This is a genomic window from uncultured Microscilla sp. (genome assembly GCF_947493425.1).
GTDB lineage: Bacteria > Bacteroidota > Bacteroidia > Cytophagales > Microscillaceae > Microscilla.
The window spans coordinates 1-15,089 of sequence record NZ_CANLRP010000197.1 but is presented as its reverse complement, the minus strand read 5'-3'; the positions used below and the strand labels follow the sequence as shown (position 1 = coordinate 15,089).

The 15,089-nt window shown below is 38.2% G+C and carries 9 protein-coding genes; 6 read left to right on the top strand and 3 right to left on the bottom strand.

Annotated elements, in window-relative coordinates; translation table 11 throughout:
* Positions 1–184: 184 nt before the first annotated feature.
* Positions 185–1,405 (bottom strand): hypothetical protein, encoded by a 1,221-nt coding sequence (locus Q0954_RS29005; RefSeq protein ID WP_299463723.1) that lies wholly within the window; start codon positions 1,403–1,405, stop codon positions 185–187.
* Positions 1,406–1,407: 2 nt separating this feature from the next.
* Positions 1,408–7,062, bottom strand: coding sequence for an LPD23 domain-containing protein (locus Q0954_RS29000; protein WP_299463720.1), 5,655 nt, complete (start codon positions 7,060–7,062; stop codon positions 1,408–1,410).
* Positions 7,063–7,318: 256 nt separating this feature from the next.
* Between Q0954_RS29000 and Q0954_RS28995 the strand changes: the two genes are divergently transcribed.
* The 5 genes from Q0954_RS28995 (at position 7,319) to Q0954_RS28975 (ending at position 11,339) form a co-directional block, all read left to right on the top strand.
* Complete coding sequence (locus Q0954_RS28995) at positions 7,319–8,212, top strand: response regulator (protein WP_299463717.1); 894 nt, start codon at positions 7,319–7,321, stop codon at positions 8,210–8,212.
* Positions 8,213–8,458: 246 nt separating this feature from the next.
* Complete coding sequence (locus tag Q0954_RS28990; protein WP_002693216.1) at positions 8,459–8,881, top strand: DUF1842 domain-containing protein; 423 nt, start codon at positions 8,459–8,461, stop codon at positions 8,879–8,881.
* A gap of 820 nt (positions 8,882–9,701) precedes the next feature.
* Entirely contained in the window at positions 9,702–9,881 is a 180-nt protein-coding gene (locus tag Q0954_RS28985; RefSeq protein ID WP_299463712.1) for a hypothetical protein, read from the top strand.
* Between the two features lie 72 nt (positions 9,882–9,953).
* Positions 9,954–10,094 (top strand): hypothetical protein, encoded by a 141-nt coding sequence (locus Q0954_RS28980; protein WP_299463709.1) that lies wholly within the window; start codon positions 9,954–9,956, stop codon positions 10,092–10,094.
* Positions 10,095–10,550: 456 nt separating this feature from the next.
* Positions 10,551–11,339, top strand: coding sequence for a hypothetical protein (locus Q0954_RS28975; protein WP_299463706.1), 789 nt, complete (start codon positions 10,551–10,553; stop codon positions 11,337–11,339).
* A gap of 111 nt (positions 11,340–11,450) precedes the next feature.
* Here Q0954_RS28975 and Q0954_RS28970 read toward each other — a convergent pair whose 3' ends face one another.
* Positions 11,451–13,634, bottom strand: a complete 2,184-nt coding sequence (locus Q0954_RS28970) for a GAF domain-containing protein (RefSeq protein WP_299463703.1) — start codon at positions 13,632–13,634, stop codon at positions 11,451–11,453.
* A 671-nt stretch (positions 13,635–14,305) separates the two neighbouring features.
* Between Q0954_RS28970 and Q0954_RS28965 the strand changes: the two genes are divergently transcribed.
* Positions 14,306–14,671, top strand: a complete 366-nt coding sequence (locus tag Q0954_RS28965; protein WP_299463700.1) for a DoxX family protein — start codon at positions 14,306–14,308, stop codon at positions 14,669–14,671.
* Positions 14,672–15,089 lie beyond the last annotated feature (418 nt).

Below are 15,089 nucleotides of genomic sequence, written 5' to 3'. Positions count from 1 at the left end.
CAATTTTTGAAGTTCGTCAGAGAACAAATCTCATCCAAAATAAATAGTGCATTTACTTAGAGGATAAGGTACTAGGTGGTTCAATTCGTTTGTGGTTGGCGACTCATTTTAGTAGATTTATAAGGTTATTCAACTCTAGAGACCAACTAAGGCACTTTTGATCCTTGGTGCCAGGTAATAATATTTAAACGTTTGTGTTCGTCAGTAATATGACTTTACACGTTTCAGGAAAAAATGCTCTTACAGCATTTCCTCTCTCTTTGCTCATATAAATAAATCTAATAGCAAAGAGTAAAAGTTGGGGAGGAGGAGTAAAGTTTGCTGGAATGACTTCTTCTTGTTTAAAATGTATCTCATCCAAGTATACTTCTGTAAGGCTAGGTAGGTACTGTATAACCTCAGGAACGGTTTCTAAAGATATGTTTGCCAATTGCAAATATGTCAATTTTTTTAGCTGTTGTAAGCTTTCAGGAATAGGCGTTGGTATAAAGTAAGCATAAGGCCATCGAGGGTCTAAATCTTCGGAGAAAGTGGTTAATTCCCTTATTTCAAGTGATTCTAAATGGATTAGTTCGTCAATCCACTCAGGGATATGACTCATAAAAGGAGAGTTTATTTTCAGGTGTGTCAAACAATGAAGGGTACGAATATACTTGAGTACCTCTAAGACTTCTTGATGTTTAGAAGGATATATTTCCATGTCTAAAGGGTCTCCTAACAAGGTAAAAGAAAACCTTTCAAGGTTGGTAATATCACGAATACACTCTAAGGGAATATGTGAGGCTTCTATAGTAAGTTGCTTCAATTGAGTTAATTTGTTGAGTCCTTTAGGAAAGTGTTTCAAAGAGTCAGGCATCTCTAAACTCAGTACCTCTAGTTGATTGAGCATTCCTATACTTTCGGGGATTGATGATAACTTATATACACGGGGTTGTATGGGCTTATACATATAAGTTGCCTTAATATGCAAAGATTTCAACCGACTAAATACACGCATATCTTCAGGGAGGCATTGTAGCTCGCCCAAAAAACTAAATGAGGTAAGGTGGGGAAGCTTAAAAATTTCTTCGGGTAAACGGCTAAGTATTAAACCCTTCAATTCCAATGATTCTATTTGGGGAAACTGTTGTATGGCAGTGTTCAGTACTTCAATGTCTGCAGGTGCTTCTACTGCGGATATACAAAACGACTTTAGGTTAGATAAATGCCTTACCCCACTAGGCACAGGTAAAAATATTTTGTTTATTATTAGCAGGGTTACCTGATTTAACATTTCTTGAATCATACCAACAGGAGGATCTCCCAGCCCTTCTTCGTACCGTTCACTTGCAAGTAATAGGGCTTCTAGACATCGGCTATGTCTTAGCCATTCATAAAGCTCTCTGTATTCTTGTTCTGGGGTCATGTTTAGGGTTTAAAAGATGATACATTGTAGACAGTCCAAGATATTTTTAAATGTTCTTTTCCAATTCCTATGCCGGCGGCGGTTCTTATTGCGGAATCATGTGCATGTTCTATATTTTTATACACTAAGTTTAGCCCTGCCTTCCCTGTTGCAGATGCCATTACTCCACTCACACTAGGGCTTAAGGTCTCTAACAAGGTAATTTTCTGATCATACCCAATAAATACTCCAAATATGTGACCAGGGGCTTCCTTCATAGTAGAGTTACCTGACACAAATATCAACAAAGAGCCCGCTGGTTGCCCCATAAGCGCTCTTAGTACATTTTCTTCCAGTTGTGAGCTAGTCCATTCAGTAGCCATGCCTACTTCGTGTTTGCTGTAATCAAAACCGTGTGCACTTAAGTTTTTTTCTAATATCTCGCCACTTTTTTCGCCTAATCTTCCTGTGGCACTTACTGAAAATTGATCGTCAGGGAGTTTTGTTCCTCCCCTTAGTATGTTGATGATTGACATGGTAGCAGGCACACAACTGGCTACACAATTGATGGCTACTTTTTTTACTTTATTAAGTTCTTCTTGCATGGCAGAGGTGATGACACGAGGCACTCCTTCGCCAGGTTTTACATTGCCAGAGTTCCCCCAAAGATAATGATAACTATTCAAGGGATCATCTAATTTGAAAGAGACGTTTCCATTGGATTTGTCTACGTAAATAAAATACTTATTCTTTCCAATTGGCACAGCATTTTTTGATAATACTTTATCCCCTGTGATTAGTTTACTCGCCATCAACAAGGGCTGACCTTTTTCCCCTAGTTTTTGCGCAAAACTTTCTGCTCTTCCACCTGCGGCCCCTACCAGTCCCATCAAAGCAACCAATTGTATAGCCAAAGATTTGTCGGCAGTCCTTAAAATTTTTACGAAATTTGGGTTTCTCAATAACTCAGCCACCACTATGGTTTGCAGTTGTATGTTCCCCTTGATGGCTGAATTTTTGATAATGTCTCGTAGGGTAAAATCTACCGTTTCTTTTGCTTCCTCCACAGTTATAGACAATCCAGAAATCTTTATTGCATCTTTAAACACATCTTCCCTGAGTGTGCTATACCAATTCCTCAGCTTTATGCTTCCTTGAGCTTTTTTACCTTCTAAAATAGAGTTTTGGATGTCAATTTCGTTAACCTCTCCTGTAAGAAATTTGACTAAATCCTGAGATGTAATGTTGGAAATTTCTTTGCCTGAGGTAAGCTCAGCATTGATAGTATTAACCAATTGCTGTAGGGTCATTTGGCTCAAGTCCTGATCTTTGGAAAGTTGAACGCCGAGCTTTTCGGTGAGGAACTGACGAACAGCTTGCCAGAGTTTTTGGGTAAACTCCTGAAACGACTTAGCATGTTTTATATCTTGTACCAAGGCCGCAAAATCAGGATGGAGCGCCATATCACCCACATCTTTGGCGCCCAAACCTATGGCTTGTGCAAGGGCTTCTTTTGCCATGCCGCGTGCATCAAGGTCAGCATAGCCTTCATTTTTTAATACCTCCTGAAAATATTTACTGCTTTGTGCTGCTTTGACAGCAGCATCCATTAGTTTAGGGTCAACACGTTCGGCTATTTCGAGCCAAATGTGACCAAATTCATGAATAAGTGTATCAGGGGTAGCAAGCTTTGTGTTAATATATACTATGCCATCTGTGCCGAACATGCCTTTAATGCCAGAAGGGGTTTGTTGAAAGAGAAGACCACCATAAAAAGAATCATCATCTGTGTAGGGCTCTGTTTTCCTTCGTTGCTTTTTGTCTAAATCTTTTCTTCGCTGAGTATCCCGTGCTTCCCTTTCCCCTAAATTATCCACGTATTCTTCAACAGCCTCTAGATAAAGGTCATATTTTGCTTGATCTTCCAGGTTTAAAGTTATCGGTCTACCTTGCGCATTAGCTTGTTCATACTTTCTATAAACATCCTGTGATTGAATATAGAATAATGCTATTTGTTCTCGAGAAAAATTTTGAGTATTTCCTCCTTCTCCTCTTGAGAAAGTTTCGGAAAAAACTTTGGTGAACTCTTCCTCAACCGATGTGCCCGACGAAACTCCTTCAATTCCTTGTCCGACATGCTGAAGCTCGTGGAGGATTGAGCCTCTAATTCTGCTAGTGTAGTCTTGTATTTTTCCGGGAAGTGTCTTTCTGGTTTTGACATCTTGATCTGATATTATTCTTGCTAAATTAATTCTAATTACTTGAAAACCCTTAGGGGTTTGCCCAGTATCTATCCTAATGCCACTGCTGGGGTTATAAAAAACCTGCACTTGGGTAGACTCTGTTCCGGGATATAAAGCATAAAAATTTTGATGATCAAAAATAGACTCTATAAAACTAGAGATTACTTCTCCATCAATTGCTCTATCTAAAATACTTGTTAAATCAAACTTATTTGTGAAACCTGCTTGATGATCGCTGATTTCATAACGCCATTTGCCGTCTTCTATGTTCTTAAACCAACCCGTTTTTTCCCATATTTCCTGATTATCAAGATTGGATTCCCCCATTTTGGTTGCCATTGCTTTGGCTTTGGCCAGTGATTTGGTAAGCGCTGGATCATTCTGAGCTGCTACTTCTCCCACATACTGCTTCTGACCACCAGGCAACTGAGTCTCATTTTCAAATGTTTGGACTTTTACATTAGGAAATGATTTTTGAGCCAAGTCATTCGCCTTCTTGGTTGAATCTTTGTCTGAGGTTTGATTTTCCTGTGTTGGTTTATGCCCTGTTTCTACAGCCTTTATATGATCTTTTACTTCATTCTTTTCACTTTTTCCATTTTTTTTCTCCTCAATTGCATTATTCAGTGCTGTAACCACTTCTTTTGCTTCAGGGATAGTGTCAGGCACATCTTTGAGAATTTCTGCCTTCAGACTTTGCAAATCTCCTATACTTGCTGCACCCGAAAACATCGCACAAGTAAGCCCTGTGACCAATAAACGTTCTACGGCTTCGGCTCGGGTGCGTCCAAAGGTTTTGGCAAATGTTTCACTAAAAATGTTTTTAGTTGCCAGTCCTTTGGCTTTCGTGTTTTTGTGTATTTGAACTTCTAGCAGGAGGTTAGTCATAAAATCTCCGGCGTACTCCTGAACAGTTTCACCTGCAGTGCGGGCAAAAAAACGTAGTCCTAAGGCAAGGATAGCCCCATACTTGCTGTTTTTAATCAAATTGGGGTTGATCATACTGCTCACCAGACTTTCGGTGGCGCCACTTATTGGACTTTGCCCCGCAAGTTTGTAGGCAACCATACTTTGTACCATAGAAGCAAGCACCCTATAGGCTTTAATGCCTTGCTTTCCCCACTTCTTAAACATCAAAGCTTTGACCACTCGACTGGCTTTTTTTACTGCCCCAATAGAAGCTGCCCCTTTGGTAATATAAGTGGTCACTGCAAGGTCAATCATAACACCTATGCTATGCCCCACTGTCGATCCTATTTTTCCGGCAAGATTTTCTTTAATGTTTTCGTATTGTTCTTTACTTACTTTGATATGTTCACCCTGGAGGTTTTCTACAAATTTTTCGGCAACCTCTCTATCTGTATAAATGTCTACTTCTACATCTCCCAATACCAATTTTACTATGCTTCCTGCCACATTTTCAGTGAGCATCTCTCCGGCTCTGGATAGCAAGTCACCTACTTGAGTACTGGTTTTGTGGGCTTTGGTCACGTCTTGGTTAAGCAAGTAGGCAAGTTTGATTGCTTCATATTCTTGTTTGGCTTCGTGGTGTAGCCTAAGGTAACGCTTTGCCTTTTGATAATCTTCGGTTTGTTGCAGATGGTATATTCGCCCTCTGCTTACCACCTCTCCCCACTTGGTGTCTTTAGGCAAGTGGGTGAGTGCTTTTTTACTTTGGAGTGTTGCGACTTGTTCAAGCCATTGATGATAATGTTCATAAAGCAAATACTTTTTTAGATAAAGCACCCCCAGGCGGTCTTTGTAAGTCACCAGGTATTGTTGAGCTTTGGCTTGTACTTGAGCCGAGCCTTTAGCTTTTTGTCCTGCCCGATTGCCTTGAGCATTATATAAATCAGCGAGCTTACCCATTTCTTTTAGATTGCTGTTTAGTTTGCTGATTTTTGCTAACAAGCTTTTTTCCATTGCTTGTTTATGGATAGCCTTTAGTGTATAGTTTGTTTTCAGCCACTGCAAATCCTTTTCGGCGGCTTCTTTTTTTTGCACCAGGACATACATCTTTTTCTCTTCATTGCTCAAAGTAGCTACCCCAAATTGCACTGCTTGCTGCATCAATTCTTCAGTGTTGTGGCTACTGGTTGCCATGCTTTTTCTTACGACCTCTTGCTTACCCAATAAATCTAAACGACGAGCTGCTTGAGCTACTATAGCATTAGGAAGTTTTTGTTCGTCTGCAACTTTGGCTTGCCAGCTGTTTCGTTCTTTTTGAGTAGCTTCTAAAAAATCCCAGCCGGTCACGCTTTTGTCTAATTCAAAATCCATACTGGCTATTCTGTAAAGCTCTCGCATGGCCAGCTGAATTTGCTTTTCTTTGGGGGAGTACTGTGATTCTCTAAAAGCTTTGCGTTCGGCAAGTAAGCCTTTAGCTGTTTGTTCGGCATGTTTTTGCTTCAGATAGTTTCTGAAATAGTCTTTACCAGTGGGCTCCAATCCGGTTTTGGGATCATAAATATACATAGGAGCAGGGGGAGCTCCTTTAGACTCAGTTTCAGTTGCTGGGTCATCTTCTATCAACACCAAGGTACTGCCAGGGGTAAGCCTTGATATATTCCATTTTTTCAATAGCTTGGTTGCCATTTCATTCCTGTTTGAGGCATAGAACGAACGTCCTTTTACCAATATAGTAGCGAATGCGTATAGTGGAGCTTTGCCATCTTGACTTTTAATGCCAGAACCTTTAACAAATAAGAAATCGGTTTCATAAGCATAGTAGGACCTTCCTTCACCTGAACCCATGTAAGCATACATCACCCCATTGTGCCAAAATTTGGGCACATCCTTTACTTTTGCGCCATCTTCTACCTTGAGCATCCGACGAAAGTAACGTATGAAATCTATATTACCTTTGGCTTTTTGCTCCCGGATATATGCCCAGCGATTTTTAATTTTGCGGTTAATTTCAATTTGATGCTTGCCGTGTACTGTATCAATAAAACGATAGTCGGCCAAAAACTCGTTCAGCACAAAATAGTTAACCTTTCCGTTGACGGTTATGCCATAAATAGATGTTTGCTTTATATCTTGCTCTATGTAGCCATAGTGCTGGCGAATGTATTCATCATCTTCGAGGTGTTTTTTGAGATAATCATAACCCTCCATGATCGTAATGCCTTCATCAAAAACAACCCGTCCTTGTTTGTCTACAGTATAAGGTTTGGTTTTGGGCGGGATAAGAGTGATAGCTTTTGGCTGTTTTATCTTTTTATGCAAGGTTTGGGGAGAACCTTGAGGAATCTGAGGAGCTGCAACTTTTGCTGGAAAAGACACTGCTTCTGTACTGGAAGAAATAAGGTTATCTACTACCGGAATCCCCGAAGGGCGGGCTGCAAAAGAAAGTGCTTGAGGGTGGCTTTTGGAAGCTGCATTGTCAGAGTTTGTGGTTTTTTGAGCGGTCGCTTTGGTAGAAGTTCGTCCCATATTTGTGAGATTTCAAATTTAGCTTGACAGGCTTTCAATATGTAAATATTCTGAGAAAAAACCTTCTGTTGTTCAAAAAAAGTGCAGAGTTTTATTAAAAACTTCACCTGTTGTTTTAAGCATTCCAAAAGGAGGGCAATAAATTAGAATTGTCATAAATTCTCCTGAACCATTTAGCAAAAAATGTCGTTTCAAGATGATACCTTAACAATTCATTGAGAAATAAGTTGTAAGTCTAAAAATCAAAGCAAAATATATGAGCCTTAATGCTTTAACTAGTGCCAATATTCTAGTGGTTGACGACCAAAGTGATAATGTGCAAACAATGACCCGATACTTGGAAGAAGCAAGCGAAAGTTATGATTTGTTGACTGCGTCGAATGGTAAAATAGCTTACAATGTGGCGCAAAAGCTCTTGCCTGATCTCATTATTACCGATTGGGACATGCCACAAATGAATGGTTTACAACTTACCCAGGCGCTCAAACAAACCCCCCTTACTAAAGATATTCCTATTTTGTTGATTACTGGGGTATACACTACCACCGAAAACCTCAAGGCTGCCCTTGATGCTGGGGCATTTGACTATGTGCGCAAGCCTATTCAAAAAGTAGAGCTATGGGCAAGGGTAAAGTCGGTACTTAGCCTTATGTACTCCTATAAAACTATCAAGTTGCAACATCAGGAAATAGAGCGTAAGAATAGATTAATAAAAGAACAAAAAGACCGAGAACTCAACACTAAAATACTGGAGTTGCACCAAAAGACCCAAATACTAAGGACAATACAGGAACGGCTTGAAAAAATAGACATCAAAGAAAAGGCAAGCGCCTCTAAGGAAGTGACCAAAATTGTAAGGTACATTGATAATAGCCTGGATCTGGAGAATGAGTGGCAGAATTTTAAAAATTATTTCGAGAAAGTTCACCCTAGGTTTTTTACCCTGTTACAAGAAAAGTATCCCAGGCTTACTACCGAAGACCTGAGGTATTGTGCTTATGTAAAAACCCACATGTCTAATAAAGAAATAGCCAACCTGTTGAATATCAATACAGAAAGTGTGCGAACCCACAAGTATCGCTTGAAGAAAAAACTAGGTTTGCCCAAAAATGTAGAACTCAAAGACTTTATCAATCAATTGATTGTCTAAAATATTATTTAGTTTTTTCGAGTGCCTGTCTACGGATTGTCTATGCTGTTGTCTACGGATTGTCTATTATAGTTTTTATCGTCCACTCATAATCCTTCGTATATTTGTGTAATCAGCTGCATATAGTGATTAAAACTATCATCCAAACAAAAATATAATGCCTTCCTCCACCATCCAAATACCTCCATCAGGCGAACACCGAAAAGCCTAAAACAGAGTAGGTGATAAAACTGATATTTGAAGACAATGCATACAGCAACCAAAGCTAAAAAAAATCCAGGATTATTTGTAGCCAATTATGAGGTGAGGTCTAACAAAAAAAATGATCCAAAAATATACCTCTGCCTCACTTTTTATATAGGACGTGAAACCGTTATAGGCAACGCCGATATTAATCGACGTAACAAAACATTTGTGAGTATTCCTTCTTACCTCAAAGGAGATTTTACTTATATAAGTCTACTTAACTATAACAAAACTCAAGTATTAGTTACCGCTGATGGCTTTCTAACCCCCGATCAAAGCACTTTTTTATCGCCTAATACCAAAGTAAGGCTATTGCTTGATGAAAATTGGGAAAAAGGTACAGCCAGCATCAAGTTTCAGGACAGCGATGGTTCGTGGCAAAAAATAGAAAATGCCACTATCCAACTAGTAGCTGATGAATAGTATCCTGGCTTCTTAGTGGATAAAGGTGAATTTTATTCTTTAGCGATCTTTAAAACTAAAGCATTATTTGCTTTTTGAGTTCTGACACCTACCAAACCCTTCATTGTGTGGTATTTAGCCTGTGGAAAAGCTCCTCTAAAAATTGCTTCAGAGAGTTTATAGACTCGTCGCGGCACAGCGGCAAACTTGGTTCTTAAGAGAAGAAAAGGGCAAAATACCGCCTTATATATTTCTTGTTTGCTCCCTAGGAACGATGCAAAAATAAAGTTCTATAGTTTAAGGAAATATTTTTTGGTCAGGCGAGGCCAAAAAACGCGGCATAGCCATAGCTATGGCAAGTTTTTTTAACGAAGCATGTCTAAAAAAGATGAGGTTAAGAATGTAAATTTATTTTGACACCGTTCCCTAAAGGCATTACATAGTTTATTTCGATAAATAATTAACATCCATAAGTAGAAAGAAAAAACCCAGGTATTTTATGCCTGGGTTTTTTTACTTAAGTTTTTATATGTTTAGAGCAAGCTTTTACACCTTGTAAATCAACTGGAGCAGAGCCATCAGGCAGGCAGGGCAACTTGTCTAAAGGTTGTATATGCCAATTAAATTTCTTTTGTATATCCTTTGTCTATACTTGTTTTTTTAGGTATTCAACTCTATGCCCTACCTTTGTGCCACAAACATTTAAAACATTATTACATAAATTATTGAGATGAAATCTATTAAGACAAAAAATTGGGAGACATTAATGATAAGTGCGCCAGCAGGCTTTGTCACTTATTTTTTGAAAATGCAGCATCATTTAAAAACAAGTTTTGGTAAAATGAATCTTGAAACCACACAATTTAAACAAATAAGCGATACGGGTTTTAGTTGTAAGGTACATTTGACGGGCAGTGATGTACACAAGTTGGATAAGATGAAAAATTCTTTGTTCAACCAATTGCCTGATAAAACCCCTGCTCAAGCTAAAGATTTTATAAAATTGAGGCTAAAAAAATAAATACCTGATTTCAGTAATCTGTAAAACATTTTGTTCTACAAATTACCAAACAAAATTACTAACCCTGAAATAATGAGTAATACAAATAAAAAACAGACAGTTTCCCCCCCTCCAAGTGTAGGAATGTTGGGGCACATGATGTTGTCGGAAGAGGAGATGAAGGAGCTATTAGGAGAAGGCAACTTCGACGAACCCCTAAGAGATGATGAATAATTTTACCTTTAGTTTTAACTTTTAATAATTGTTGCCTGCTCTCAAGTTTTGATGCTTGAGGGCAGGTTTTTTTTATACCTCCTTGCAGGGTAAAAATATAAAGAATGTATCAGCCAAGGCTTACTATGCTGAGCGAAATAGTTGTATTATTAGAATAATATAAAGGGTATACAAGCACTCAAATAAATTTATATGTTTTTTGAAAGAGTAGCGAAAAAATGGGCAGTTAATAATACGCATGTATTTTTGTCCATTCCTAAGGAATGGTGTAAAAATAAATTTCTATAGTAACGCTAAAATATTTTGTTGCTAGACGAGGCAAAAAATCGGCTAATAGCATCGCTATTCGGCTATTTTTTAACAAAGTATAGCCTCAAAAGATGAGGTTAAGAATGTAAATTTATTTTGGTACCATTCCTAAGAATCAATTTGGACGTTTTTTCGTTTATAAGGAATATGAAAAAAATACTGCTAACATTGTGGGCGTTTTGTATAACCTGTGCAATATTACAAGCGCAAAACAACAACGAAGAACTGGATATTTTGCACCCCCCTTTTGAGAATAAATCGTTGCCCAAAATTCCCCGCTTTTTGGAAGTAGGCATCAGTGCCAATGCTTACCGAGGCGACCTGAATCCTTCTTACAGCAAGTGGACCTCCTCTTTTCATATTGCTTACAGGCTCAACCGACACCGTTACTTTAACAGCCGATTTGGTTTCAGTATAGGCACTGTTACAGGAGAAAACCTGAATTATTCTTTCACCTCTACTGATCCTGAAGAAGACGGCAGACCCAATAACTTTTTTAAATCAAATTTAATTACATTTCACTATGAGCTCCAGTTTAACCTGATCAAAACTTCACGTTATATGGTATACCTTAGCCAGGGCTTTGGTATTTATCGATTTTTGGTGAAAAACGACGAAGGAGAAAACCTTCAGGACATTCAAACTTCCCGAGGGAAAAACGAAAACTATAATAACTCTGCGGTTATGTTGCCTACAGGCATTGGTGCTGCCTATCGTTTTGCCAATGGTTACGCCCTGGGCTTGCAGGCAAGCATACTCAACCCACAAACCGACTATGTAGACAATATTTCTCAGTTGAGCACCAACAATCGCAATGACAATACCTTGATGTTTAAATTCTTTTTGTGGGCACCACTCAGCAAAATACCAGTAAAAAAAGTATCTACCCGTAACAATATCAACTATACCCGGAGCCAGTCCTTGGGCAATTGGTAGATAAAGTGCTTTTTGTGAAGGTTCAGGGCGTGTGAGTGAGAGGAGTTGAACTTGGGTTAGAAGAGTATAAGTGTAAAGGGAAAAGCAAAAAAGGTTTGATATTGAATTGTTTTAACTCAATATCAAACCTTTGCTTGTATCGCTTACCGATGATGGCGATAGATGTACTACGTCATCTTCATTGAATAAGAATATGTAAATAATTTTTGTGTCAATTTCCAATTTTCCAGAAAGCATTTTTACCGGATAGTTTTTGCCACGCTTGTCAATCACTTCTCCACTTACCTGTTCCTGAAAAGAGCGATAACTTACTTTGAAGCGTTTCTCTCGCAAATCGATGACGTTTTTATAGTCTGTCTCTATTAAAATGTCTACCGACTCGCCAATCAACTCACCTCTTTTGTAGTTAAACCTTTGGTATATATAGTTATTGACTTTGGTAATGATAAACTTTTCGTTAGTGATCAACAAGCCTGCGTACAAACGGTTGATTACAGTGCGGTAAATCATTAATTCATCAGAAATATTGTTGAGTTTCTGCTCAAATTTATGTACCCAATACTTAGAGTTTTGTAACTCTTTACGCAAATTGGCTTCGCGTTCCTGGGCATCTTGCGCCTCACTTTCCAGAATAGCCAATAGTTTCTTGTTTCTTTCAGACGCTTTAATGGCAATGATACCAGAAGCAATCCTTTGCGATAAACGCTCTATAAAAGTGACTTCATGGGTTTTGAAAACTTTGAAAGACACCAGCTCTATTATACCCACCATAGCATCGTCCGATTTTACTGGAACAATCAGCACACAGCTGGGGTTGCTTTTGCCCAATCCTGAGGTAATATGCACATAACTTTGTGGAACATCGGTCAGTAACATGGTATCACCTTCGCGCCAGGCAGTACCTATGAGTCCATCGCCCAAGTCTACCCTTTTGTTTTTAAACTTGTTGCGTTCGTAAGCATAACAAGCCTTAAGTTCCATATAGAGGTCTTCGTCGTTGTCGTCGTTAATCACAAACATACCTCCCTGGCTACTTCCAGTATATTTTACAAGTTGTGCTGTTACTTCAAAAGCCTGTTCTTCGAGGTTGTTAAAGTGATTTCGGTAAATTTCGTTGAAAATAGCAAAACCTTCAGTCTCCCAACGTCGTTCAGCTTCTTTCTGCGAAAACTCTTTCAGTTTGGCGTTTTCGTCTTTAGTAATCTGAATGGTTTGTCTGAGTTGGGTATAGAGGTTTTTAAAATTACGGGCAAGGTTGCCCACTTCGTCTTCAGTCTGTACTCCATCCAAACGGTCTTCTTGGTTTTGTAACCCATCAGCAATCGATTTGGTGATTCGACTGAGTAACTCTATAGGACTTGAAATACTGTGGGTAAAATACCAGGCGACCACCAGTGACAAAAATAGCATGACAATAATCACGATAAGAAATACCATTGCCGCCTGCCAAATCAGGTTGTTGGTTCTTTCGTTCACGGTGTCATGCAAAATGCTCAACTCCAGTTTAATGTCAGCAATAATGTTTTTGAGCTCGCCTCTGATCCCTTCATTTTCAGTCAGGCCAATTTTTATATCAATATTGACAATTTTGGCAAAATACCTTTCATAAGTATTGGCAGTGTTGATGTATGCTTCAAGGCGATTGATTTGTGCAGATTCGGTTTTTGCCAAAGTGTCTATCTGAGACCTTAAGCTTTGTTTAATGCTTCGATTAAGGTTATACAGTTTGTTGGCATACACTAAATCTTTTCGTAGTAGAAAATCTTTTTCGTGACGGCGCAATTTATTAATGTCAAACTGACGAAGACTATCTGCTTTTTCAAGTTGATGGGCAGCTACGCGCATTTTATTGATCAACCCATAATCTTTAAAGCCTTTGTATTGTATTTTGAGGGAAAGGTCATTAAACCAACGATTATATTTGGTATGAGACGACCTGATTTTCTTTAGGCTTTTATCCACATTTAATTGGTTAAGCAGAGGGGCTTTTTCAATTTTGGTAATAAGCTTTTTTATCTTCAGCGCATTCTTATTGTATTCAGAAAGATTTTTACTTTGACCTTTTTGTTTATAGTATGTAATTGACTTGGCGTCTGTCAGTAGGAAGTTTTTCTGGTGATTTTGTACAGTAAGGCTCAAGTTAAGCAGGTCTTTGATTTGAGTTTTCAAAGATTGATACTCGTTACTTTTACGCATATAGTATTGTGAGATCACCACAATAACTCCTGTAAACAGAATGAGTGTTGCAAACGCCAGCAATATTTTATGTCTTACCTTTTTTAGTGTGAAACGCATGGCTTTTTTGCTTTTGGTGTATAATACAACACAAAACGAATGGTTCTGTGTAAAATAGAAGGCGTTACTTTCTAAATTGTATCAATTATTTAAACATCGGAAAAATTATGCCAAAAATAATGATATTTAGTTGTTTTTATCATTAAAAGATACTAAGCAGGTTTTTAACCCAAATATACTTATATTTTAGTGATTGCAAGGGTATTAAACGTAATAAAAACAACTCATACTAGTAATAACGTTCAAAACCTGCAAACATGATTGTATTTTTATAAACCTACGGTATAGCCACCCAAGGTGATGATTCAATACGAGGTGAAAAAACAACTTTTTGCATTGCTTTGTGTGCTCACACCCTGATGCATGGCATTAGTTAAAGGCAAAAACGATACAATAGTTGTAGGTGATCAAGTAAATTATACTAAGATGAAAGTGATTACCTGTGGTGAGCTCGTCACAGCAAAGCTGCCCCGATGAACCGGGATTTAGAAATAGCTTCAGTTGATTAATGTTGGTATTCAGGCAATTGGTCAAAACCTGTCCCCAAAACCATTTTTGTTTAAGTATAACAAACCGCCGAATATATCGTTTTGTTTGGCTCAAATTATAGAGCCTACCTTGGAAACTATGAGCATTCCGATTACATTGCTTCTCAAACTAAGCTTATTGAAATGATTGCACTTTACGTAATGGCGGTTTTGTACATACTTGCTGGGGTTTACCACTTTGTGCAACCCAAATTTTATCTTAAAATGATGCCTCCCTATATTCCGGCACATAAACTTATGGTAGACTTAAGTGGTATTGCCGAAATTGTATTGGGTGTGGGGCTTTTATTTGAACCAACCCGTCACTGGGCAGCCATTGGAGTAGTAGCACTGCTGATAGCTGTATTTCCGGCAAATATTTATATGCTTACCGAAAAAATAGCGGGGCGTAAATTTAGAAAGATCCCAGTTGGTTTTCTATGGTTTCGTTTGCCTCTGCAATTGGCACTTATTTACTGGGCATATCTATATATCAATACTCCGCAGTGATTTTAGTCAAGGTTAATTACTGATTAACTCGTATATTTGAAAAAAAAGATGATGTCTTTGAGAAGTACAAAAATGTGGTATTTTAGAATAGGATATTCACAGAGAATGGACGAGCAGATTTAACAAGTTACATCTTTTGATGATTTCCAAACGAAGGAATTGCCGCCATTCTCTGTAATTTTCTCAGAGTCTCAACAGTACCAAAGTATTATAGTAATGCATCTATAAAAATCTCGATTGACGAGTAAAGACGGTAAGAAAATTAAGTAATATCCATTAATCAGAGTTTCACCTTCGTTGAGCACCGATATACATCGGTATCTAAGGACTCGCCAGAGGCCCGGTTATCAAATGTTTATAAGTTTAAAAACTATTTAATTACGTGTTTAGACGTAAAACTGAAACCCTTTGAAAAATA

Excerpts from the sequence above, each read along its gene's own strand:
- Q0954_RS28975 (WP_299463706.1), top strand. The coding sequence starts at position 10,551 with ATGAAAAAAATACTGCTAACATTGTGGGCGTTTTGTATAACCTGTGCA.
- Q0954_RS28965 (WP_299463700.1), top strand. The coding sequence starts at position 14,306 with ATGATTGCACTTTACGTAATGGCGGTTTTGTACATACTTGCTGGGGTT.
- Q0954_RS28985 (WP_299463712.1), top strand. The coding sequence starts at position 9,702 with ATGAATCTTGAAACCACACAATTTAAACAAATAAGCGATACGGGTTTT.
- Q0954_RS29000 (WP_299463720.1), bottom strand. The coding sequence starts at position 7,062 with ATGGGACGAACTTCTACCAAAGCGACCGCTCAAAAAACCACAAACTCT.
- Q0954_RS28970 (WP_299463703.1), bottom strand. The coding sequence starts at position 13,634 with ATGCGTTTCACACTAAAAAAGGTAAGACATAAAATATTGCTGGCGTTT.
- Q0954_RS29005 (WP_299463723.1), bottom strand. The coding sequence starts at position 1,405 with ATGACCCCAGAACAAGAATACAGAGAGCTTTATGAATGGCTAAGACAT.
- Q0954_RS28980 (WP_299463709.1), top strand. The coding sequence starts at position 9,954 with ATGAGTAATACAAATAAAAAACAGACAGTTTCCCCCCCTCCAAGTGTA.
- Q0954_RS28995 (WP_299463717.1), top strand. The coding sequence starts at position 7,319 with ATGAGCCTTAATGCTTTAACTAGTGCCAATATTCTAGTGGTTGACGAC.
- Q0954_RS28990 (WP_002693216.1), top strand. The coding sequence starts at position 8,459 with ATGCATACAGCAACCAAAGCTAAAAAAAATCCAGGATTATTTGTAGCC.